This is a genomic window from Aeromonas allosaccharophila (assembly GCF_000819685.1).
In the GTDB taxonomy this organism is placed as follows: domain Bacteria; phylum Pseudomonadota; class Gammaproteobacteria; order Enterobacterales; family Aeromonadaceae; genus Aeromonas; species Aeromonas allosaccharophila.
Genome location: NZ_CDBR01000011.1, coordinates 23,033 through 44,081 on the forward strand (window position 1 = coordinate 23,033; position 21,049 = coordinate 44,081).

Below are 21,049 nucleotides of genomic sequence, written 5' to 3' on the forward strand. Positions count from 1 at the left end.
GAAGAGGCGACCCTTGGATCGCCTCTTCGTGTTTCGTCATCTCGGTCACACAAGCTCGCTCGTTGTCAGGCAAGCTCGGGACGCCTGAGGATAACTATTTCTGACGCTTGCGGGCGTACTTGCGGCGGGCACGTGCCTGACGCTCCTCTTCCCGCTCGGCCTTCTCTTTGGCTTTTTGCTCGGCTTCTGCGGCGGCTTCGACAATCTCGACGCTCACCATCTCCGGCGTCTCCAGCGAGATGCGGCCAAGCAAGCCGGAGCGGAACTCGTTGATCAGGATCTCGGACGCCTTGTGCAGGTCGGCCAGCCCCCCTTTGCGCATAAACGCCCGCTGGCGGGCGATCATCTCCAGCAGCTCGATCTCGGTCTCGGGCAACTCGTCAATCTGGTAGCGCGCCTTGATCCGCTCCGGATAGGCCTTGATGAAGTAATCGGCGGCAAACATGGCGATATCGGCATAGTCGAACACAGTGTCTTTAATGGCCGCTGTGATGGCCAGACGATAACCACAGGAGGGCGGGTTGAGTTTGGGCCAGAGAAAACCCGGGGTATCGGTCAGGATGACGTGGTTGTCGAGCTTGATCCGCTGCTGGGACTTGGTCACCCCCGCCTCGTTGCCGGTGCGGGCAATGATACGCCCCGCCAGGGTATTGATCAGGGTGGACTTGCCCACGTTGGGGATCCCCATGATCATCGCCCGCACGCCGCGCAGCTCAAAAATGCGCTCCGGCAGCATTTCGTGGCAGAGGGTCAGCAGTTGCTTGATCTTCTCCGGCTCTTGTTGCGTCAGCGGCAGCGCCTTGATCCCCTTCTCTTTTTCCATGTGCGCCACCCACAGATCGGTGATCGCCGGATCGGCCAAGTCCGCCTTGTTCAGCACCTTGATCACCGGGGTATCACCACGCAGCTCGGGCACCAGCGGGTTTTCGCTGGAGAAGGGGATGCGGGCATCGAGCATCTCGATGATCACATCGACCTGGGGCATGACCTCGGCAATCTCTTTGCGGGCCTTGTGCATGTGACCGGGGAACCAGTTGATGGACATATCCGTTACTCTCTGTGGGGGCTGCGGGCGCGCGCATGGAACAACAGGCGCTCTGCCGCGGGCATCGAACGAAGGGGGCGCATTTTACCTGCTGCGGGCCTCTTTTGACAGGTCATTCTAACCATCACCTCATCAAATCAGCAAACCGCCGAGGCGGAGCAACCTTGCCGGAAGCGACCGGACCAACTGGCTCAATTGATAGATAACATATTGATACAGTGTAACATTTTTATCACTTTTTCACACAACCGTCACCGATAGTCAGTAAAAGTGTCATCTGCCCCCTCTAGGCTGCGCTCAGGTTTTACAAGGAGCGAACCCCAATGAGAAAAATGGCAGGACTTGCAGTGATGATCGGCGCCGCCCTGGCTGCCGGCTGCAAATCAGACAATGACACGGTGGCGACCAAGCCCGCAGCCCAACCCACCAACGTCATCTTCTTCCTCGGTGACGGCATGGGCCTCAACACCCTGACGGCCGCCCGCATCTACGGTGTCGGCGAAGAGGGTGATCTCACCATCGATACCCTGCCAGAGACGGCCTTTATCAAGACCTTCTCCCACGATGCCCAGGTCACTGACTCGGCCCCCTCCATGGCGGCCTACATGACCGGGGTCAAGAGCAACAACGGCGTCATCAGCATGGACGGCGACGCCACCTATGAGAGTGACTGCAGCAAGAGCGCCGGCAAGCCGGTGACAACCCTGCTGGAGCTGGCCAAAGCCGATGGCCGCGGTACCGGTGTGGTAACCAGCACCCGGGTAACCCACGCCACCCCGGCGGCTACCTATGCCCATATCTGCAACCGGGATCTGGAAGCGGATATCGCCGTCCAGCTGGTACCGGGCGGCAAAGGCTACAACAGCGCCCTCAAGGAGGGGCTGGATGTGGTGCTCGGTGGCGGCAGCAGCTTCTTCCTGCCCAAAGCCGACAAGGGCAAGCGGGAAGATGGCCGCAACCTCATCAGCGAAATGCAGGCCAAGGGCTACCAGTTTGCCAGCAATCTGGATGAGCTGAACAAGGCCGATGCGGGCAAGCCGCTGCTGGGACTGTTTGGTTCCAGTCACATGAAATATGACCTGGACCGCCCTGCCAGCGAGCCGTCACTGGCCCAGATGACCCTGGCTGCCATCAAGCAGCTCAAGGGCAAGGAGAAGGGTTACTTCCTGATGGTGGAAGGAGGTCGCATCGACCACGCCCTGCACGACACCAACGCCAAGCGGGCGCTGCAGGACACCATCGCCTTCGACAACGCCATAAAAGCCGCCATCGACGAGGTGAAAAAGAGCGACCCCGAGCTGAAAAACACCCTGATCGTGGTCACCGCCGATCACGACCACACGCTAGTGCTCAACGGCTATGCCAAGCGCACCGGCAAGACCACCGCCGACAACCCCGGCATACTCGGGTTGGTGAAGAACTACGAGACTGGCGAGCCAAGCAAGGATAGCGAGGGCATGCCCTACACCATCATAGGTTTTGGCAACGGCTACAACCGGGTAGATGGCCCGCGCAGCAGCGTCGCCCCGCTCGACGATGCCACCGTCTCCGCCAATGACTACCACCAGGAAGTGGTGGTCAAGGTGGGCGAGATCGGCAACGAGACCCACGGCGGCACCGATGTCTTCCTCGGCGCCATCGGCAAGGGGGCTGACAGCTTCCATGGCTCACTCGATAACACCGCCGTGTTCGGCAAGATCAAGGCTGCGGCCAAGCTGTAAGGAGCACTTTCATGAGCAAACAGATGAACACATCCATCAAGCACACGCTGGTCTGCGCCGCCCTGTTCAGTGCGCTGGGCGCAACCTCCCAGGCACAAGCCGGTGATGCCAAAAACGTCATTCTCTTTATCGGTGATGGCATGGGCCCCACAGTGCTCACCGCCACCCGCCTGTTCAAGGTGGGGGAAGAGGGCAATCTGGAGATGATGAAACTGCCGCGCAGTGCCCGCATCAAGACCTTCTCCAACGATGCCCAGACCACCGACTCGGCCCCCTCCATGGCGGCCTACACCACCGGGGTCAAGATGAACAACGAGGTGATCGCCATGAGCAGCGACACCAAAGCCGTTGCCCCCGGCAAAGACGTCAATGGCAACAAAACCGTCAACAATTGCAGCAGCGATAACGGCAAGCCGGTGCCCACCATCCTGGAGCTGGCCAAGGCGGCAGGCAAATCGGTCGGGGCCGTCACCACCACCGAGCTGACCCACGCGACCCCGGCGGCTACCTACGCCCACATCTGCCATCGGGATGCAGCTTATGACATCGCCGCACAGGCCGTTCCTGGGGGTGCTGGCTATAACAGTGCCCTCAAGGATGGGGTCGATGTGCTGATGGGCGGTGGTGCCAACCACTGGACCCCCTACAGCGCCAGCAACAAGGGCGGTCGCAATGACAACCGCGACCTGACCGCCGAGATGAAGGCGCAGGGATACAGCTATGTCACCACCCAAAGTGAACTGGCCAAGGTCACCAGCGGCAAGGTGCTCGGTCTGTTCAGCAGCAAATCCCACCTCGACTACGAGCTGGATCGGGTCGCCAAGGGGGCTGCCAATACCCAGCCGTCCCTCTCCGAAATGACCGCCAAGGCGATCGACCTGCTGAGCAAGAACAGTCAGGGTTACTTCCTGATGGTAGAGGGTGGCCGTATCGATCATGCCCTGCACGGCACCAACGCCAAGCGCTCGCTCACCGACGCAGTGGCTCTGGATGAGGCGGTCAAGACGGCGCTCGGCAAGGTGGATCTGAAAGATACCCTGATCGTGGTCACCGCCGACCATGACCACACCATGACCATTAACGGCTACTCCGCCAAGGGCAATCCGGTGCTGGATCTGGTGAAAAATGGCGATGGCTCGACCCAGAACGACGTGGATGGCAAGCCCTTCACCACCCTGGTGTTCGGTAACGGCCCCAACCGCCCCGATGTACGCCCGGTCCTCACCAGCGATCAGGTGATGGCTAATGACTATCTGCAGGAGACCGGAGTCAAACTGACATCGGAAACTCACGGAGGCGGCGATGTGATGCTGTTTGCCGATGGCGCCGGCAGCAACCGCTTCAAAGGCACGCTGGATAACACCAAGGTGTTTGGCAAACTGCGGGAGGCGCTCGGCCTGTAAGCAGCAGGGGCCCGGGTGCATCTGAGCAATCGACTCAGCGGCCCGGGCCCCGGCTCTTTCGAGCGACAGATGATGATGCGACTTTTGCTTTCGTTATGGCTGCTTGGCAGCACCCTCGCCTTCCCGCTTCATGCTGACGACACGCCCCCGGACCTCGCCGCCCGGATCAGCTATCACGACCGGAACACCAGCAGCGATGGCATCGCCAGAGAGAGTGTCTGGCAAGAGAAGTGGATGCGGGTGGGCAATCAGGTGTGGAGCCAGCGGCTCATTCCCCTCCCCCTTGCCCGTGCCTATCACGCCACTCACGACGCCACCCCCGGCCACAAGCACTTTACCCACCAGATGGCGGCCCGCTGGGTCAGTCGCAGTGATGAGGGTGAAATTCAGCTGCGCTATGCCGACAGCTGGCACAACCAACTGGTTGAGGTGCCGGTGGAAGAGTATGGCCAGGTGGCCTTCAAGCCCGACTGGCTGCGGATCAGCCATCTCGTCAACCCCGCGCTGATCGAGGGGATGACACCGCTGGATGAGGCCGCCCCCGAGCAGGCCCGCTGGTATGAAAAACGCGAAGGGCAGCAACGAACCCGCATTCTCTGGTCGAGTCAGTGGCAGATCCCGCTGGTGGTCGAGTCGGCCAGCCTCGATGGCTATCGCAGCTACCGGATGGAGGTGACCCTGCGCAAGCTGCCTGCTCAGCTCCCCTGGCAGCAACTCGCTGATTACGAAGTGCGCGATCTGCGGGATTTCTTCGACTGAGATCCCAACCCCTCAGCGGGCACAACGACAACGCAGGCAGGAATGTTACACTCTGCATATTCGACTCTGGCTCACGACCTTGATGCGCGCTCTCTGCCTGCCCTTTTTTACCCTGCTGTTATTGCTGGTGAACACCGGTGCCCAGGCTATTGTGCTGGTGGCGGCCGAGTTGCCCCCCTATGTCATTCGCTCCTCTCACGGCAAACCAAGCGGTGTCGCCATCGAGATAATGGAAGAGGCGGCGCGACGCCTTAAAGAACCGCTCACCATCGAGCTGATGCCACTGGCCAGAGCCCTCACTCAGGCTATCCACCGCAAGGATGTGCTGCTGATCCCGCCGGTGCGCAGCACTCAACGGGAACACCTCTACTACTGGGTGACACCTATCCTCGATGAAGAGTTCGTCATCGTCAGTGATCGCAACGCCCATCCCACTCCGCTCACGTTAAAAGATCTTCCTTCGCTCAAGGTGGGCACCTTGCGTCACTCCTTCGGCCAGTACCTGCTCCAGCAGCGGCTAAATCTCGCCAGCCAAACCGTTGCCACCGAAGACCTCAATGCCCTCAAACTGCAACGAGGACGCATCGATGCCTGGGCCGCAGCCTGGAACGTCATTCTCTACAACCAGCAGACAGGTGGATTTTCCATTGATGAGATAGTAAAAGGCGAATCCTTGATGCGGACCCAGTTATTTATCGCGGCCAGCAAGGATTTCCCCTTCACCGAAGGACGTCGCTGGCAAGCCGTGATCGACGAGATGCGCCATGATGGCACCCTGGCTCGGATCATCCGTCAGTACCACTATCAGGCTCCTGAGTAGTCACTCAGTCACGGTTGCCAAGGCCGGCCAGAATGGTTATGGTAGCCCCATGAAAATACTCGTTATTTCCTCGCATTTGCTCACACCCTGCTGAGCCCCCGCCTCGCTCCTTCGGCCGCGAGTCGTTTGGGGGCATGGCATTTTCACTGTTTTGAATCTGTGTAAACCATTGTGTGACATCCAGCGTACTGGCCAGCCTTCCCTTGTCGGCCTGGCCTCTCTGCTATTGATAAGGAATATCCTATGAAACAACCTCATCTCGTTATCTCCAGCCTTGATCTGGACCGTATCGAACAACTGCTCGGCAACCACCCGCAGCATCTGGCCCTGCAAGAGGAGCTGGATCGCGCCGAGATCCGCGAACCGGCCGACATGCCGCCGGACGTGGTCACCATGAACAGCAAGGTGCGCTTCAAGATGCAGAGCAGCGGCAACGAGTTCTGCCTCACCCTGGTCTACCCGCGCGATGCCAAGGGTGACGAGAGCAATATCTCGGTACTGGCGCCGGTAGGCAGCGCCCTGCTCGGCCTGAAAGTGGGCGACAGCATCGCTTGGCCAGGCCCCGCAGGTCGCACCATCGAGGTGGAAATTCTGGAAGTGGTCTATCAGCCGGAGCGCGCCGGCGAGCTGCATCGCTAACGCCGGTTGCGGGCAGGCCAGCCCGCACAGCCTGATCCCGATCAAGCTTCCCTTGCTTATCGAGCCGATTTTCCCCCTATCGTCCCCCGCCCCTTGAGCCTGACTCGGGGGGCAGGTATCTTGTTGGCCGCGTCATGGTCATGACGCACCGAATTTCAGGCTGACATCATGATAAAAATTGCCCTCATCGACGATCACCAGATCGTCCGATCCGGTTTTGCCCAACTGCTCAATCTGGAGCCCGATCTGCAGGTGGTCGCCGAATTCGGCTCCGCCAGCGACGCCCTTGCCGGTCTGCCCGGCAGCGGGGCGCGGGTCTGCGTCTGCGACATCTCGATGCCCGACCAATCGGGACTGGATCTGCTCAAGCAGCTCCCATCCGGTCTGGCGGTGGTGATGCTCTCGGTCCACGACAGCCCGGCACTTATCGAGCAGGCACTGCAGACCGGCGCCAAGGGATTTCTCTCCAAGCGTTGCAGCCCGGATGAGCTGATCGCCGCCGTGCGCACCGCCGCCCAGGGGGGATGTTATCTTACGCCGGACATCGCCCAGAAGCTGGCCAGCAGCAGCCGGGATCCCCTCACCAATCGGGAGCGGGAGATTGCCCAGTTGCTGGCACAGGGACTGGAAGTAAAAGCCATCGCCGAGCAGCTTGGCCTCTCCCCCAAGACGGTCCACGTCCATCGCGCCAACCTGATGGACAAGCTCAAGGTCAGCAACAACGTCGAGCTGGCCCACCGCATGCTGGATAGCTGGTGATCTCCCGTTTTGCCAGCTATGTCGCCATCGCGCTGGCGGCCTGCTTCATCTTTGCTGCCGGCTGGTTTTGCCTCTGGAGCATCAGCCTGCATCTGGCGGGTGGCCCGGCGCTGGCGGTGCTGCTCTTCCCCTTCGGCCTGCGCCTCGGCCTGCTGTTGCAAAGTCCCGGCCACTACTGGCCGCCGCTATTATTGTGCGAAGGGCTGCTGCTCTACTGGCTCAATCAGGAGGTGGGGCTGCCCCACTGGCCGTGGCTGGTCGCGGGCAGTCTGCTGACCCTGCTGCCGCTACTGATTGCCCGTCGCCAGCAGGTGCGCAACGACTGGCAGCAACTGTTGCTGCTGCTCGCTACCGTCACGGCGGCGGCGCTGCTGCAAGCCCTGCTCTGGCATCTGGCGGGGGAAGATGGCCTCTCTGCCCTACTGCTCAGCCTGACCGGCGGGCTGACGCTCACCTCCACCTGCATGCTGATCTGGCACTACCTCACCCGCGCCACCTGGGTGCCGCTCGGCCCTGCGCTGGTGGATCAGCCGGTGGACTGGCGCTTTCGCCATCTGGTCTGGTATCTGCTGCTATTCGTATTGAGCCTCTGGCTGCAACTGGGATTGCCCAACTCGCTGGTGCGCTTCACCCCGTTTTGTCTCGCCATCCCCATCATCGCCATGGCGTGGCGCTACGGCTGGCAGGGGGCGCTGCTCGCCACCCTGATGAACACCATCGCCCTGTTGGCCAGTCAGGCCTGGCACGATCACCCCCTCGATCTGCTGCTCTCCCTGCTGGCCCAGAGCCTCACCGGCCTGCTGCTCGGTGCGGGGATCCAGCGCCAGCGCGAACTCAATCAGGCGCTGACCCGCCAGCTCGCCCACAATCGCCAACTCACCGAGCGGCTGCTGGAGACCGAGGAGAGCATTCGCAAGGAGGTAGCGCGCGAGCTGCACGACGACATCGGCCAGACCATCACCGCCATTCGTACCCAGGCCGGGATCGTGCGCCGGCTCGCCCCCGATAATGTCGGGGTGGGCCAGAGCAGCGCCCTGATCGACACCCTGTCGCTCGGGATCTACGACGCGGTGCGCGGCCTGCTCGGTCGTCTGCGCCCGCGCCAACTCGACGACATGACCCTGGAGCAGGCGGTACGCAGTCTGTTGCGGGAGCTGGAGCTGGAGCGTCACGGCATCGTCACCCGGCTGGAGTGGCAGCTGGCGGATGGGGATCTCTCCGATGCCCAGCGGGTCACCCTGTTTCGGGTCTGTCAGGAGGGGCTCAACAACGTGGTCAAACATGCCAATGCCCATTCGGTCACCATTCGCGCCCGGGCCAGCGGCGAGCAGTTGCAACTGGTGCTGGAAGATGATGGCCGCGGCCTGCCACAGAGTCGCCCGCAACAGGGCTATGGCCTGCTCGGCATTCGCGAGCGGGTACAGGCCCTCGGGGGCAGCCTGCAACTCTCCTGCATCCACGGCACCCAGCTGACGGTCACCCTGCCCAGTCGCAGACGGGAGGAGAGTCATGGCTAATCACCACCGGAGGGCCAGCCTGTGCTGAGTTTTATGAGAAGCGCGCCGCCCCAACCCCTTATCCGGGATCAGGCCGAGATCGACGCCACCTATCGCCACTGGCGGCTGCACCTGCTGCTGACCATGTATCTGGGCTACGCGATCTTCTACTTCACCCGCAAGAGCTTCAACTTCGCCATGCCGGACATGCTGGCGAGCGGCATGCTGGACAAGTCCGACATCGGCATGCTCTGGACCCTGTTCTACATCACCTACGGCTGCTCCAAGTTCTTCTCCGGCATCATCAGTGACCGCGCCAACCCGCGCTACTTCATGGGGATTGGCTTGATGGCTACCGGCGTCATCAATATCCTGTTCGGCCTCTCGTCGGCACTCTGGATGTTTGCCGCCCTCTGGGTCGCCAACGCCTTCTTCCAGGGCTGGGGCTGGCCCCCCTGCTCCAAGCTGCTCACCAGCTGGTACTCGCGCACCGAGCGCGGGGTCTGGTGGTCGGCCTGGAACACCGCCCACAACGTCGGCGGGGCGCTCATCCCCCTCATCGTCAGCACCATCGCCCTGCAACATGGCTGGCGCTACGGCATGATAGTGCCCGGCCTTATCGCCATCGTCGCGGGGTTGTTTCTCTGCTGGCGGCTGCGGGATACCCCGAGCGCCATGGGACTGCCGACAGTGGGCGAGTGGCGCAAGGATGCCATGGAGCTGGCCCAGCAGACCCAGGATGCGGGGCTCTCCCACCGCCAGATCCTGCGCAAATATGTGCTCGGCAACCCCTATATCTGGCTGCTGGCCTGCTGTTACGTGCTGGTCTATGTGGTGCGCACCGCCATCAACGACTGGGGCAATCTCTACATGACCGAGCAGCGCGGCTTCAATCTGATGAGCGCCAACTCGGCTATTTCGATGTTCGAGGTGGGGGGCTTTATCGGCGCCCTGGTGGCGGGCTGGGGATCGGACAAGCTGTTCAACGGCAACCGCGGCCCGATGAACCTCATCTTTGCGGTGGGAATATTGCTGGCGGTGGGCTCACTGTGGCTGATGCCCTTCTTCAGCTATGTGATGCAGGCGGCCTGCTTCTTTACCATCGGTTTCTTCGTGTTTGGCCCCCAGATGCTGATCGGCATGGCAGCGGCGGAGTGCTCCCACAAGAATTCGGCAGGGGCCGCCACCGGCTTTGTCGGCCTGTTTGCCTACATGGGGGCGGCGCTGTCGGGCTATCCGCTGGCCAAGGTGATGGAGATCTGGCACTGGAACGGCTTCTTCGTGGTGATCTCGGTAGCGGCGGGCGTCTCGGCCCTGCTGCTGCTCCCCTTCCTCAAGGCGCAGGCCCCCAGAACGGCCCAAGCGGCGTCAGAGTAGCGGATGGCATGACAAGCCAGATCCGGCAAGCGAAAACAGGCAGGGCGCGGATCATCGCGCCCTGCCTTTATCCCTCCTTTATCCCTAAACCTATCCCTGCCTCAGGCCGCCTGACAGACCCGGTTCTTCCCTTCCCGTTTGGCCCGATAGAGGGCGTCATCCGCGCGCCGGAACAGGTGGTCGAAATGCCACTCTCCCTGCCAGTGGGCGACCCCCATGCTGACGGTAATATGGATCCCCTCCACCTCGCTGGCCGCGAGCTGAACCAGCAGTGACTGGCAACGGGCGATCGCCTCGTCTGCGGTGGCATGGCGAAACAGCAGCACAAACTCCTCGCCCCCAAAGCGACCGGCCAACACCCCCTCCAGCTCGCGCAGCGCCAGCCCGACCCGCTCCAGTACCCGATCGCCCACCTCATGACCATGCCGATCGTTGACCTGCTTGAAGTCATCCAGATCGAGCACCACCAGCGCCCCCTGTTGTGCAGGCCGTCCCCGGGCCAGACGTTCCATAAAACCGCGGCGATTGAACAACCCGGTCAACGGGTCATGACTGGCCTGATAGCGCAGCTCCAGCGCCCGGTGCTGGTTGCAGAGCAGCAGCACCCCGAAGGTGAGCATGGAGCTGCCCACCAGCATGGAGACATAGGGCAACACGTTGAACAGCTGACGCTGGAACGGGCTTTCGATCACCTCGCCCCAGACGGCACATATCCGCATCAGGGTCATGGCAATCAGCACCAGATTGAGGCCAATCAGCACCCAGACAGCCACCTGATAATCGGGGCGTCCGTGGCGCCAGAGCTGCCAGATGATCAGCGTACTGAGCACGAGGAAGGTGGCGCTGCTGATCATCACCCGCACCGCAATCCGGCCATCGATGGCGACCGACCAGGTCATGATGGCGGCAAACAGCAGGATGAAGCCCCAGCAGGCGCGCCAGCCGGGCGGTTGACGGAAGAAACAGCGCTGGGCGACCAGCAGCAACAACACATGAAAAATCAGGAATACATTGCCAACCCAGGAGCCATAAGGCGTGGGAGTCAGCAGCAGACTGGCGAATCCCGCCTGACCCAGCATGGCAAACAGGCTGGACCACCACCAGACCCCGACGCCGGGAATATCGTGGTGAGTCACGCGAATGATGGTGAGCGTGAGGAAACCGAGACAATAGCCACACAAGGCCATGATCATCAAGGTAAAAATATCCAGCTTGAGCAGTAGTGAGGCGTCCATACCAAAGCCATACAGAGAGGGTAACTGAGTATATGAGAAGCGTTTGCCTAGACCCAGAGGGACCTGACTGTTTTCACAATAAAAACATCCTGTTCGCCGGTTTTTCGCGCTGCTGGCTCACTATCGCCATTCCGTCACCACAGGCTCGATTCATACCCGCTGATGAGATCCCCCCGACAAAAGCCACATGCGAGCCCCTCGCTATGTAACAAAATGTCTTGGGCACAATTTGGGCTTGAACCCACCCCATTAGATAGATATGTTGTTTTCGTGTGATTTTATGAATGAAGCCATGAGCAATAAATGTCTCTAACCTGTTGAGTCTTCTGACACAATCTGTTTTTGGTACATTTTTCACTCAACCACTATTCATAGCATCTCATATGGGGCTTTTGTCCCGCTCAAGACATTCATCCTGTCTTGCCTGTTGCCGGATGCAGCAGTCTCTTGTGCCACGGAGTCGCACGGGATCAGGTTCAAGGCCGAACACACCACCGACAGAGACGTCACTTATGATCAAAAAACTGATTCTTTCTACCCTGCTGTTTTGCGGGATCGCCACGGCGGCACCGGCACCGACCCCTGCCCCCACGTCCACCCTGGATGCCGTACTCGAACGCGGCGTGCTGCGAGTTGGCTTCGATGCGGGCTATCAACCCTTCGAGATGACCAACAAGCAGGGCCAATACATCGGCTTTGACGTGGATCTCGCCAAGATGGTCGCCAAAGAGATGGGCGTGAAAGTCGAGTTCGTCAACACCGCCTGGGATGGCATCATTCCGGCGCTCTTGACCAACAAATTCGACGTCATCATGGGCGGCATGACCGTCACTCCCCAGCGCAACCTGCGGGTCAACTTCGCCGATCCTTACATCGTGGTCGGCCAGACCATCGTGCTGCGCAAAGAGAAGGCAGGCGAAATCAAATCCTTCACCGATTTGAACGATCCCAAGTACAAGATCGCGGTCAAGCTCGGCACCACCGGCGAGCAGGCGGTCAAGCGCCTGATCCCGAAAGCCACCCTGCTGCAGTTTGAAACCCAGGATGACGCCAAGCTGGAAGTGATCAACGGCAAGGTCGATGCCTTCGTCTATGACCTGCCATACAACGCCATCTTCGCCTCCCAGAATCAGGGCGCCGTGGTGCACCTCGACAAGCCGTTCACCTTCGAGCCGCTGGCCTGGGCCATCCGCAAAGGGGATCAGGACACCCTCAACTGGTTCAACAACTACCTGCGCCAGATCAAGGGCGATGGCAGCTACGACCGTCTCTACAAGAAGTGGTTCGAATCCAATACCTGGCTGAACCAGCTCAAATAACCTCCGGGGGGCGGCACATGCCGCCCCTGCACCACGCAGCTCCCCACACAATAACGAGAAGAGGTTGTGACTGTGCACACACCCAAACCGACAAGACAGATGGAAAAACAGCCCAATCAGCTACTCTGGCAGGGCGTCTTCCTGCTGATGCTGCTGGTTGCGGTATTCGGCATCTACAAGGCTGTCCAGTCCGTGGATTACACCTGGCGCTGGGAACGCATTCCCCAATACATCGCCTATCAGGCGGAGCAGAAGAATCTGGCCGAATTTGACGGCACCGTGATTGCAGGCACCAGCGAGGCCGAGAAGGGCAAGCTGTTCCTGCAAGACGATCTCGACCCCAATGTGCGGCAAGCCATCGCCAGCACCGGCGTACAAGTCGCGGAAGGGGATACCATTTTTCGTGGCGATACCCTCGACACCCAGCTGAGCTGGACCGCAGGCCCCATCGCCTGGGGCGTCTGGGTCACCGTCAAGCTCTCGCTGGTGGCGGGCATCTTCGCCATCCTGCTCGGCACCCTGGCCGGGCTGGCGCGTCTCTCCCCCAATCCTGCCCTGCGCAATCTGGCGGTCACTTACGTGGAGCTCATCCGCGGCACGCCGCTGCTGGTGCAGATCTTTATCGTCTACTTCTTTATCGGCACCGTGCTGAACCTCGATCGCTTCACCGCCGGGGTCGCCGCGCTGGCGGTCTTTACCGGCGCCTATGTGGCGGAGATCGTCCGCGCCGGTATCAGCTCGATCCACAAGGGGCAGATGGAGGCAGGTCGCAGCCTGGGTATGACCTCGGCCCAGACCATGCGCTACGTGATTCTGCCGCAGGCGTTCAAGCGGGTGCTGCCGCCGCTGGCAGGGCAATTCATCAACCTGATCAAGGACTCCTCGCTGGTCTCGGTCATCTCCATCACCGATCTGACCAAGGCGGGGCGCGAGGTGGTCAGCTCCACCTTCAGCCCGTTCGAGGTGTGGTTTACCGTGGCCCTGCTCTATCTGGTGCTCACCGGCACTCTCTCTTTCCTGGTACGCCGTCTCGAGGTGAAATATGCGCGCAGCAACTGATCCCATCATCAAGGTGCAACAGGCGCCGATAAGTGCTGCCGGCACCCCATTCGCCTTCCCGGTTCGTCTTCTGGAGGCGAAATATGCGTACCGCAACTGATCCCATCATCAAGGCGACCGGCGTAGAGAAATTCTACGGCACCGAGGTGCACGCCCTGAAAAATGTCAGCACCGAGGTGGCCGAAGGGGAAGTGGTGGTGATCGTCGGCCCCAGCGGCTCGGGCAAATCGACCTTCCTGCGCACCCTCAACCAGCTGGAGACCATCAACGACGGCAACATCGTGGTCGACGGCATCTGCCTGACCGAGCCGGGCGATGTCAACAAGCTGCGGGAAGAGGTGGGCATGGTGTTCCAGTCCTTCAACCTATTCCCCCACCTGACGGTGCTGGACAACATCACCCTCGCCCCGCAGAAGGTGCGCGGCCTGTCGCGCCGTGACGCCGAAGACAGGGCCAAGGCACTGCTGCTGAAAGTGGGGCTGTCAGTGAAAGCGGCCAGCTACCCGTCCCAGCTATCCGGTGGTCAGCAGCAGCGGGTGGCGATCGCCCGGGCGCTCGCCATGCAGCCGCGCATCATGCTGTTTGACGAGCCGACCAGTGCGCTGGACCCCGAAATGGTGGGGGAAGTGCTGGACGTCATGAAGGGGCTGGCCCGCGAGGGGATGACCATGGTGGTGGTGACCCACGAGATGGGCTTTGCCCGCGAGGTGGCGGATCGGGTGCTCTTTATGGAGAGTGGCGAGCTGCTGGTGGATGAGAAGCCTGCCGACTTCTTCGACAATCCCCCCTCTCCGCGTCTGCGCCAGTTCCTCAGTCAGGTGCTGTAGCAACCACAAAACAGTGGATAGACGAAGAGGGACCCGGGGTCCCTCTTCTTGTTCTTCATGCTGGTTGTTCTTCATGCAGGAGCCCCCTATCCGCTGAACCCGAGTCCCCCTCTCATCGGCTCAGCGCGGGGACTTTCCCAGATAGCGCTCCACGATGCTCCTCACCCCGTCACGTTTCTTGAGCAGGTAAAGCTCCTTGTCAAACTGCTCGATAAAGGCCTGCTTGTAGGGGAACTCCCCCTTGCGGCTGTAACCGAGAAAACCCTGCTCCTTGCTAAGCACGGGGCCCTGCTTGAGCAGGGACATATCGGTCACCGCCAGTTGCGATCCCTGTATCATTTTGAACAGTTCATAGAGCAGCGAGATACGGTCATTGACGGTGCAGTCGATACGGCCACGCACTATCTTGAGCAGATTTTCCCGATTGCTTTTCACCTCCTCCACATCGATCTGCTTCTCTTTCACTGCCTGCCAGAAGAGATCGCCTCCCACGGTGAAACCGGCATTGATTCCGAAGCGAAGACCGCTGTAGTCATCAGGAAACCGTGCCTGCGGGGTATTGGCTGCCACACTGGCGCCGCACATCACTACCAGCTCTTCATCGAGTATCGGCTGGGAGTAGGGCCAGATATAAGGGCGAGCATCGGGCAGATAGTAGGGAGGAAAAATGGCAAACGCACTGCCCCGCTCCACCAGGCTCAGGCCGCGGCGCCAGGGCATGGGCTTGAGCACCACCTCATAGTCACTCATGGCGGCGGTCACCTCGCGGATGATGTCGGCATAGATCCCCCTGACCTCCTCCCCCTCCTGCCAGGAGTAGGGGGGATAGGCGGCATCCGCCAGGATCTCGACCCGGGTCTTGGCGTGCGCCATCATGCACAACCCCAGCAACAAGCAACACCAGACACGCATAAGCCAGATCCTCCTGAACAAGCCTGCATCAAGCATAGCCATCCGCCGCCCCTTCCTCTGCGGTTGCAGCATCCTCTTTTCCGCTATCTCTACGCCGACGAAAAATGTTAATGAATTATTAAATCCATCCTTTATGCTGGAGAGCAATTGCTCTGAATGGATGGCCGCTATGGATGTGCAACTGCTTCTGCTCTACCTCTCCCCGATTTTTCTGGCCTTTGTCGGCTGGGAGATGCTCTACCTGCGCAAACATGGCGCTGCCTTTCCCACTGCCACCTACCAGTGGCGGGATCTGTTCGCCAACGCCGCGCTAGCCCTGATGCATCAGGGGGTCGATGCGCTGGCGGCCATCGCCATTGCTTATCTGTATGACACCCTTTGGGGCTGGCGGCTATTCGATATCGAGCTCACCTTCTGGAGCGTACTGCTGCTGTTTTTGCTACAGGATCTATGCTACTGGCTGTTCCACTTCACCAGCCACCATGTGCGCTGGCTGTGGGCCTCCCATGTGGTGCATCACAGCTCGGAGCGGCTCAATCTCTCCACCGCCTTTCGCCAGAGCCTGATGTATCCCATCTCCGGCATGTGGCTGTTCTGGATCCCGATGATTGTCATCGGCTTCCCGCCCGAGGCGGTGGTCGCCACCGTGCTGCTCAGCCTGGGCTTCCAATTCTTCGTCCACACCCAGGTGGTGGGCAAGCTGGGCTGGCTGGAGTGGATCTTCAACACCCCCTCCCACCACAGGGTGCACCACGCCAGCAACGCCAAGTACATAGACCGCAACTTCGCCGGGGTGCTGATCATCTGGGATAGGCTGTTTGGTACCTTTGTCGAGGAGGACCCGGCCGAGCCGTGTCGCTTTGGCATCACCAAACCGATCCACAGCTTCAACCCGCTTACCCTCACCTTCCACGAGTGGCGCGACATGCTGCGCGATGCCCGAGGCCTGCCATGGCGACAAAAGCTCGCCGTGTTGTTTGGCAAACCGGCCGGGCCTGCCAGCCGTTGAGCCCTCGCCCCAAATAACAAAGTCCGGATAGCAAGTCCCTGATAACCAGTCCCTCATAACAAGAGAGCGCCACGGTGGCGCTCTCTTTTATGGTCAATCACATCTTCGATATCAGAGATGGGCGAACGACCAGACGGCGGGGATCAGGCTCAGCAAGGTCACTCCGGCCAGCCATCGCTCGCGGCCGCTCAGGTGCAGATCCGCCCCCAGCTGACGGCGGCTGTAGAGAAACAGCAGCAGGCCCGGCCCGTAGAGCAGTAAGGAGAGCAGCAGATACTCCACCCCGGCGGCATAGAGCAGCCAGAAGCCGTAACCACTCGATACCAGTGCCACCGTCCGCATCAGGCTCTGGCCCTGCCCGCTCTCACCCTTATTGCTGAACGAAAGCTTGAGCAGAAACAGGCCGATCAGCAGGTAGGGTACCAGGATCATCGAGGTCGAGATAAGCAACAAGCTGGTGTAGCCCTTGCCGAGCAGCCACACCAACAGCAGGCATGTCTGCACCGTCAGACTGGTGAGCCAGAGCGAGGCGATGGGCGTCCCGTTGCGGTTCTGGCGCCGGAAGATGGCGGGAAACGCACCGTGACGGGCCGCACTGAACGGCACCTCGGCCGAGAACAGGGTCCAGCTCACGTAAGAGGCGAGCACCGAGACGATCAGGCCGACACTGATGAGCAGCTTGCCCCAAGAGCCGGTCATCTGGGCCATCAGCCCTGCCATGGAGGGGTTGGGCAAGGCCGCCAGTTCGGGGCGGCTCAGGATCCCGAGCGCCAGCACCGAGATAAGCACATAGAGCAGCAGTGCCAACACGACCCCAAGCACGGTGGCCGTACCCACATCCCGCCGGTTTCTGGCGCGGGCCGACAGCACCGCAGCCCCCTCGATGCCGGTGAAGACCCAGAGAGTGATCAGCATGGTGTTGCGCACCTGCTCGGAGACCGGCACCGCCAGGGTGCTGCCCTGCGGATCCGCCGCGAAGGTAACAGGGTCAAACCAGTAGCAGGCGAACAGGATAAACAGCAGCAGCGGCAGGCTCTTGGCCAGAGTCGCCACCAGATTGAACAGCGCCGCCTGCTGCACACCGCGCGCCACCAGCAGATGCACCGCCCAGAGGATGCAGGACTCGCCGACAAACGCCGCCAGGGTGTTGCCGTCACCAAACCAGATCTGCTCGGGGGTATCGACAAAGCTGCCCAGCGCCGCAAAGGCGATCACCAGATAGCCCACCACGCCGATGGTGGCGCAGAGCCAGTATCCCCAGGCGGAGAAGAAGCCCACCAGATCGCCAAAACCGGCGCGGGCGTAGCTGTAGATGCCGCCGTCAAGGTCGGGCCTGAGTCGTGACAGATAGAGAAAACTCATGGCGAGCGCCAAGATGCCCACCCCCGTTACGCCCCAGCCGATCAGCACGGCGCGCGCCCCCGCCACCTCGGCCATGTTCTGGGGCAGGCTGAAAATCCCCGCCCCCACCATGGAACTGAACACCAGCGCGGTGAGGGACCAGAGCCCAATCTTGCTCTCTTTCATGGGTGCTCCTTAGCGCAACCGGCTGCTCAGCGCCTGAATATGCTCGGGGCCGATGCCGCAGCAACCGCCGATCAAGTTCGCGCCGGCAGCACGCCAACGTTCGGCCCAGCCGAGATAATCCAGCGGCCCCAGATCGGCGCGGATCTCGTCCAGCCCGTCGTTGGCGGTCGCCTCTTTGGGTTGCGGTGGGAAGGCGTTGGCATAGGCACCGAGGCGAATGTCAGCACGGCCCACTGCCTGCAACCTGTCAACGGCCACCGTCAACGCGGCCTCAATCACCTCGGGCTGACAGCAGTTGAACAGGATGGCATCGACTCCGGCCGCCACCAGCGCGGTCACCGCATCGGCCACCCGCTCGCCGGAACGCAGTGTCGGCTCGTTGCCCGGCGCCTCATCTTCCAGCGTGAAAGAGACCCAGAACGGCTTGCCATCTTCCGGCAGCAGCGCTTTCAGGGCCAGTGGCTCGGCGATGAGGCTCATGGTCTCGGCCAGCCAGATATCCACATGAGGGGATAGCGCCCGGATAAGCGGCGTGGCCAGCTCGCTCACCCTGTCCACCTTGAACAGATCGGCACGGTAAGAGCCAAACAGCGGCGGCAGCGAACCCGCCACCTGCACGGCGCCATGCTGATCGTCAGCCACCTCGCGGGCCAGTTGACCAGCCAGCGCAGCCAGCCCCTCCCCTTCGGCAAAGAAGCGCTCATCACCGATATGAAATGGCACCAGCGCATAGCTGTTGGTGGTGATAACCCTGGCTCCGCTCGCCACATAGGCCTGATGCACTTCGCGCACCGTCTCTGGCGCCTCCATCAAGGCCAGTGCCGACCACTCGGGTTGACGAAACGGCGCCCCCCGCCGTGCCAGTTCGCGCCCCATGCCCCCATCCAGCACCCACAATTCCCTGGTTTCCATCTGTCGTGTCTCTTTGTTATGTGCGTTGTTTATTTGCGTATTTATCTGTTTGTTTTGTTGATCTGCGGTTTCGCGTCGAATCGCTGCAGATCGTCCGGCTTCATCTAGGTGAAGCCTCTTTATTATACAGCCATAAAAACATATGGATGTTTAGATGGCTAAAGCAAGATAAAGCAAAGCGCCACGGGCGGCAATCAGTATCAGCAGAAATCAGCGTGCAAACGGCGAGGCAAACGCAGAAATGCAAGAGGCCACCCGAAGGTGGCCTCATCACTATCTTGAGCAGCTGACAGCTTAACGCCCAGCCAGCACTCGCTTGATCTGTTTGACCCAGTCGGAGACCCGACCCTGCTGCGGCAAGCCACGCCAGATCTGCTCCCACTGGGCAGGGCTGAGTGGACGACCGAGGCGACGTTGCACACCCGCATAGAGGTAGTCATGGGCCGTGGTGGCCGCATGGCTGGAGGTGAGGAATTTGGAGACCGGATCGGTCAACCGCACATCCCGCATGCCGAGCAGCGGATAGTCGTTGTGCACCGCCGCCAGCATGGTCTCGCGCATGGCAGACTCGATGTAGCCACGGGCAAACAGGGCGGTCACCGACTCCAGCGAGCCCTGATCCGGGCCGTGGTACTGCTCGTCAAAGACCGGGCTCGGCTCTGCCATGCCGCTTTGCACCACCGCATCGGGATCCGGCTGCGGTACCACCACGGCGGGCTTGGGAGCTGCCGGCTTGGCAGCCACCGTGGCTTTACGCGGCGCACTCTGGCTACAGGCACCGAGTGCCAGGGCGAGCGCGACACAGGCCAGCGCACGGGAATGAGACTGCATCTTCATGACTCTATGTCGCTCCTTTTACGATTCCTGAACTGGCTTCTCGGCCACCACCGGCTCGACCCGGGTAACCAGCAGCTGATCGATCTTGTAACTGTCGATATCCACGACTTCAAACTTGTAACCGGCATATTTGACCGAGTCGGTGCGCTTGGGGATCTTGCGCAGCATATACATGATGAAGCCGGCGATGGTCTCGTAGTTCTGGTTCTCGGGGAACTCTTCGATATCGAAGGCGCGCATCACGTCGGAGATGGGGGTCACCCCGTCCACCAGCCAGGAGTTCTCGTCGCGCTGGACGATCTGCTCTTCCACCACGTGAGTCGCCCACTCGCCCATCACGGTACTCATCAGGTCGTTCATGGTGACAATACCCACCACCAGCGCGTACTCGTTCATCACCACGGCAAAGTCGCCACGATGATTCTTGAAGTACTCCATCGCCTCATAGAGGTTGAGGGTATCGGGGATGATGATGACGTTCTGCACCAGATTGCCACCGATAAGATCGATGCTCTGGCCGCTGATGACGCGGATCAGCAGCTCTTTGGCATCGACGAAGCCCTTGATGCTGTCGAGGTTGTGGTCACAGACCAGAAACTTGTTATGAGGGTGCTCGGCGATCTTCGCCTTGATGCTCTCTTCACTCTCTTGCAGGGTGAAGTAGATGAGGCTCTCGCGGGCCGTCATGGCGGAGGTGACGCCAAGGGACTGCAGCTCGAACACGTTCTCGATGAGCTGATGCTCCTCGCGCTGGATAACCCCCGCTTCGGCACCGGCATCCATCACCGCATAGATATCGTCGGAGGTGATCTCGTCGTTACGCACCGTGGAGACGCGCAGCAGGCGGAACAGGGAGTTGGCCAACCCGTTGAAGACCCACACCAGCGGCATCAGCACGGTGACGAAGAAGAGCATGGGACGCACCACCACCACGGCAATCTGCTCGGGCATGGTCATAGCCAGACGCTTGGGCATCAGGTCGGCGATCAGGATAAACATGCCGGTGACGAACACGAAGGAGGCACCGGAGCTGATCTCGCCAAGCCAGGGGCCCTGGTAGAACTGGGAGACAATCTCCTTGATGGCGGGGTTGAGGGCAGACTCACCCAGGATACCGCCCAGAATGGCGACCGTATTGAGGCCAATCTGCACCACGGTGAAAAAGTTACCCGGCTGGGCCTGCAGGGCCAGCACCTTTTCGGCCTGGCGATTGCCTTCATCCGCCATCACCTGCAACTTGATTTTGCGAGACGCGGCGAGAGAGATCTCGGAGAGGGAGAAAAACACACTGCCGCCTACCAGCAGCATTAAAAAGAACAAACTATCGGCAAAACTCATGATTAACCTATTGCTACACCCGCCTTAGCACAAGACGGCAAACTGGGCCCGGGAG

At 60.8% G+C, this 21,049-nt stretch carries 19 protein-coding genes; 12 read left to right on the top strand and 7 right to left on the bottom strand.

Annotated elements, in window-relative coordinates; translation table 11 throughout:
• Nucleotides 1-94: 94 nt before the first annotated feature.
• Nucleotides 95-1,045 carry a ribosome biogenesis GTPase YlqF gene (ylqF, locus tag BN1115_RS02075; RefSeq protein WP_042655858.1) on the bottom strand — a complete coding sequence of 317 codons (951 nt, stop codon included), beginning with the start codon at nt 1,043-1,045 and terminating at the stop codon, nt 95-97.
• 323 nt (nt 1,046-1,368) lie between these two features.
• On the opposite strand from ylqF, the gene BN1115_RS02080 reads away from it, so the two are divergent.
• The 8 genes from BN1115_RS02080 (at nt 1,369) to uhpC (ending at nt 10,019) form a co-directional block, all read left to right on the top strand.
• Complete coding sequence (locus tag BN1115_RS02080) at nt 1,369-2,766, top strand: alkaline phosphatase (protein WP_042655859.1); 1,398 nt, start codon at nt 1,369-1,371, stop codon at nt 2,764-2,766.
• 11 nt (nt 2,767-2,777) lie between these two features.
• A complete protein-coding gene (locus BN1115_RS02085; RefSeq protein WP_042655860.1) occupies nt 2,778-4,169 on the top strand; it encodes an alkaline phosphatase in 1,392 nt (463 codons plus the stop codon).
• Nucleotides 4,170-4,241: 72 nt separating this feature from the next.
• On the top strand, nt 4,242-4,928 hold the full coding sequence (locus BN1115_RS02090; RefSeq protein WP_042655875.1) for a hypothetical protein: 687 nt from the start codon (nt 4,242-4,244) through the stop codon (nt 4,926-4,928).
• Between the two features lie 82 nt (nt 4,929-5,010).
• Entirely contained in the window at nt 5,011-5,748 is a 738-nt protein-coding gene (locus BN1115_RS02095; RefSeq protein ID WP_042655861.1) for a substrate-binding periplasmic protein, read from the top strand.
• Between the two features lie 243 nt (nt 5,749-5,991).
• Complete coding sequence (rnk, locus tag BN1115_RS02100) at nt 5,992-6,387, top strand: nucleoside diphosphate kinase regulator (protein WP_005334070.1); 396 nt, start codon at nt 5,992-5,994, stop codon at nt 6,385-6,387.
• 168 nt (nt 6,388-6,555) lie between these two features.
• Complete coding sequence (gene uhpA / locus BN1115_RS02105; protein WP_005334071.1) at nt 6,556-7,146, top strand: response regulator transcription factor UhpA; 591 nt, start codon at nt 6,556-6,558, stop codon at nt 7,144-7,146.
• Entirely contained in the window at nt 7,143-8,663 is a 1,521-nt protein-coding gene (gene uhpB / locus BN1115_RS02110) for a signal transduction histidine-protein kinase/phosphatase UhpB (RefSeq protein WP_042655862.1), read from the top strand. The genes uhpA and uhpB overlap by 4 nt, the downstream gene beginning before the upstream one ends.
• A gap of 21 nt (nt 8,664-8,684) precedes the next feature.
• Complete coding sequence (gene uhpC, locus BN1115_RS02115) at nt 8,685-10,019, top strand: MFS transporter (protein WP_042655863.1); 1,335 nt, start codon at nt 8,685-8,687, stop codon at nt 10,017-10,019.
• A gap of 101 nt (nt 10,020-10,120) precedes the next feature.
• Here the strand turns inward: uhpC and BN1115_RS02120 are convergent, their stop codons facing one another.
• Nucleotides 10,121-11,254: a GGDEF domain-containing protein gene (locus BN1115_RS02120; protein ID WP_042655864.1), complete on the bottom strand. Its 1,134-nt coding sequence runs from the start codon at nt 11,252-11,254 to the stop codon at nt 10,121-10,123.
• Nucleotides 11,255-11,766: 512 nt separating this feature from the next.
• Between BN1115_RS02120 and BN1115_RS02125 the strand changes: the two genes are divergently transcribed.
• From BN1115_RS02125 to BN1115_RS02135, 3 genes are all read left to right on the top strand, one after another.
• Entirely contained in the window at nt 11,767-12,573 is an 807-nt protein-coding gene (locus BN1115_RS02125; RefSeq protein WP_042655865.1) for a transporter substrate-binding domain-containing protein, read from the top strand.
• Between the two features lie 99 nt (nt 12,574-12,672).
• Nucleotides 12,673-13,632 carry an amino acid ABC transporter permease gene (locus tag BN1115_RS02130; protein WP_042060384.1) on the top strand — a complete coding sequence of 320 codons (960 nt, stop codon included), beginning with the start codon at nt 12,673-12,675 and terminating at the stop codon, nt 13,630-13,632.
• 83 nt (nt 13,633-13,715) lie between these two features.
• Nucleotides 13,716-14,459 (top strand): amino acid ABC transporter ATP-binding protein, encoded by a 744-nt coding sequence (locus BN1115_RS02135; RefSeq protein ID WP_042655866.1) that lies wholly within the window; start codon nt 13,716-13,718, stop codon nt 14,457-14,459.
• 120 nt (nt 14,460-14,579) lie between these two features.
• Here BN1115_RS02135 and BN1115_RS02140 read toward each other — a convergent pair whose 3' ends face one another.
• On the bottom strand, nt 14,580-15,371 hold the full coding sequence (locus BN1115_RS02140; RefSeq protein WP_042060388.1) for a substrate-binding periplasmic protein: 792 nt from the start codon (nt 15,369-15,371) through the stop codon (nt 14,580-14,582).
• Between the two features lie 169 nt (nt 15,372-15,540).
• Here BN1115_RS02140 and BN1115_RS02145 point away from each other — a divergent pair, with 169 nt between their 5' ends.
• Nucleotides 15,541-16,380, top strand: a complete 840-nt coding sequence (locus BN1115_RS02145) for a sterol desaturase family protein (RefSeq protein WP_042655867.1) — start codon at nt 15,541-15,543, stop codon at nt 16,378-16,380.
• Nucleotides 16,381-16,491: 111 nt separating this feature from the next.
• On the opposite strand, the gene BN1115_RS02150 is transcribed toward BN1115_RS02145, so the two are convergent.
• The 4 genes from BN1115_RS02150 to paeA all read right to left on the bottom strand — a co-directional run bounded on the left by BN1115_RS02150 (nt 16,492) and on the right by paeA (nt 20,994).
• Nucleotides 16,492-17,907, bottom strand: coding sequence for a basic amino acid/polyamine antiporter (locus tag BN1115_RS02150; RefSeq protein ID WP_042655868.1), 1,416 nt, complete (start codon nt 17,905-17,907; stop codon nt 16,492-16,494).
• Between the two features lie 9 nt (nt 17,908-17,916).
• Nucleotides 17,917-18,819, bottom strand: a complete 903-nt coding sequence (locus tag BN1115_RS02155; protein ID WP_042655869.1) for a homocysteine S-methyltransferase family protein — start codon at nt 18,817-18,819, stop codon at nt 17,917-17,919.
• A 294-nt stretch (nt 18,820-19,113) separates the two neighbouring features.
• Nucleotides 19,114-19,656: a hypothetical protein gene (locus tag BN1115_RS02160; protein ID WP_042655870.1), complete on the bottom strand. Its 543-nt coding sequence runs from the start codon at nt 19,654-19,656 to the stop codon at nt 19,114-19,116.
• An 18-nt stretch (nt 19,657-19,674) separates the two neighbouring features.
• Complete coding sequence (paeA, locus tag BN1115_RS02165) at nt 19,675-20,994, bottom strand: polyamine export protein PaeA (RefSeq protein ID WP_042060394.1); 1,320 nt, start codon at nt 20,992-20,994, stop codon at nt 19,675-19,677.
• Between the last annotated feature and the right edge of the window lie 55 nt (nt 20,995-21,049).

Excerpts from the sequence above, each read along its gene's own strand:
- ylqF (WP_042655858.1), bottom strand. The coding sequence starts at position 1,045 with ATGTCCATCAACTGGTTCCCCGGTCACATGCACAAGGCCCGCAAAGAG.
- BN1115_RS02080 (WP_042655859.1), top strand. The coding sequence starts at position 1,369 with ATGAGAAAAATGGCAGGACTTGCAGTGATGATCGGCGCCGCCCTGGCT.
- BN1115_RS02085 (WP_042655860.1), top strand. The coding sequence starts at position 2,778 with ATGAGCAAACAGATGAACACATCCATCAAGCACACGCTGGTCTGCGCC.
- BN1115_RS02090 (WP_042655875.1), top strand. The coding sequence starts at position 4,242 with ATGATGCGACTTTTGCTTTCGTTATGGCTGCTTGGCAGCACCCTCGCC.
- BN1115_RS02095 (WP_042655861.1), top strand. The coding sequence starts at position 5,011 with ATGCGCGCTCTCTGCCTGCCCTTTTTTACCCTGCTGTTATTGCTGGTG.
- rnk (WP_005334070.1), top strand. The coding sequence starts at position 5,992 with ATGAAACAACCTCATCTCGTTATCTCCAGCCTTGATCTGGACCGTATC.
- uhpA (WP_005334071.1), top strand. The coding sequence starts at position 6,556 with ATGATAAAAATTGCCCTCATCGACGATCACCAGATCGTCCGATCCGGT.
- BN1115_RS02120 (WP_042655864.1), bottom strand. The coding sequence starts at position 11,254 with ATGGACGCCTCACTACTGCTCAAGCTGGATATTTTTACCTTGATGATC.
- BN1115_RS02125 (WP_042655865.1), top strand. The coding sequence starts at position 11,767 with ATGATCAAAAAACTGATTCTTTCTACCCTGCTGTTTTGCGGGATCGCC.
- BN1115_RS02130 (WP_042060384.1), top strand. The coding sequence starts at position 12,673 with ATGGAAAAACAGCCCAATCAGCTACTCTGGCAGGGCGTCTTCCTGCTG.
- BN1115_RS02135 (WP_042655866.1), top strand. The coding sequence starts at position 13,716 with ATGCGTACCGCAACTGATCCCATCATCAAGGCGACCGGCGTAGAGAAA.
- BN1115_RS02140 (WP_042060388.1), bottom strand. The coding sequence starts at position 15,371 with ATGCGTGTCTGGTGTTGCTTGTTGCTGGGGTTGTGCATGATGGCGCAC.
- BN1115_RS02145 (WP_042655867.1), top strand. The coding sequence starts at position 15,541 with ATGGATGTGCAACTGCTTCTGCTCTACCTCTCCCCGATTTTTCTGGCC.
- BN1115_RS02150 (WP_042655868.1), bottom strand. The coding sequence starts at position 17,907 with ATGAAAGAGAGCAAGATTGGGCTCTGGTCCCTCACCGCGCTGGTGTTC.
- BN1115_RS02155 (WP_042655869.1), bottom strand. The coding sequence starts at position 18,819 with ATGGAAACCAGGGAATTGTGGGTGCTGGATGGGGGCATGGGGCGCGAA.
- BN1115_RS02160 (WP_042655870.1), bottom strand. The coding sequence starts at position 19,656 with ATGAAGATGCAGTCTCATTCCCGTGCGCTGGCCTGTGTCGCGCTCGCC.
- paeA (WP_042060394.1), bottom strand. The coding sequence starts at position 20,994 with ATGAGTTTTGCCGATAGTTTGTTCTTTTTAATGCTGCTGGTAGGCGGC.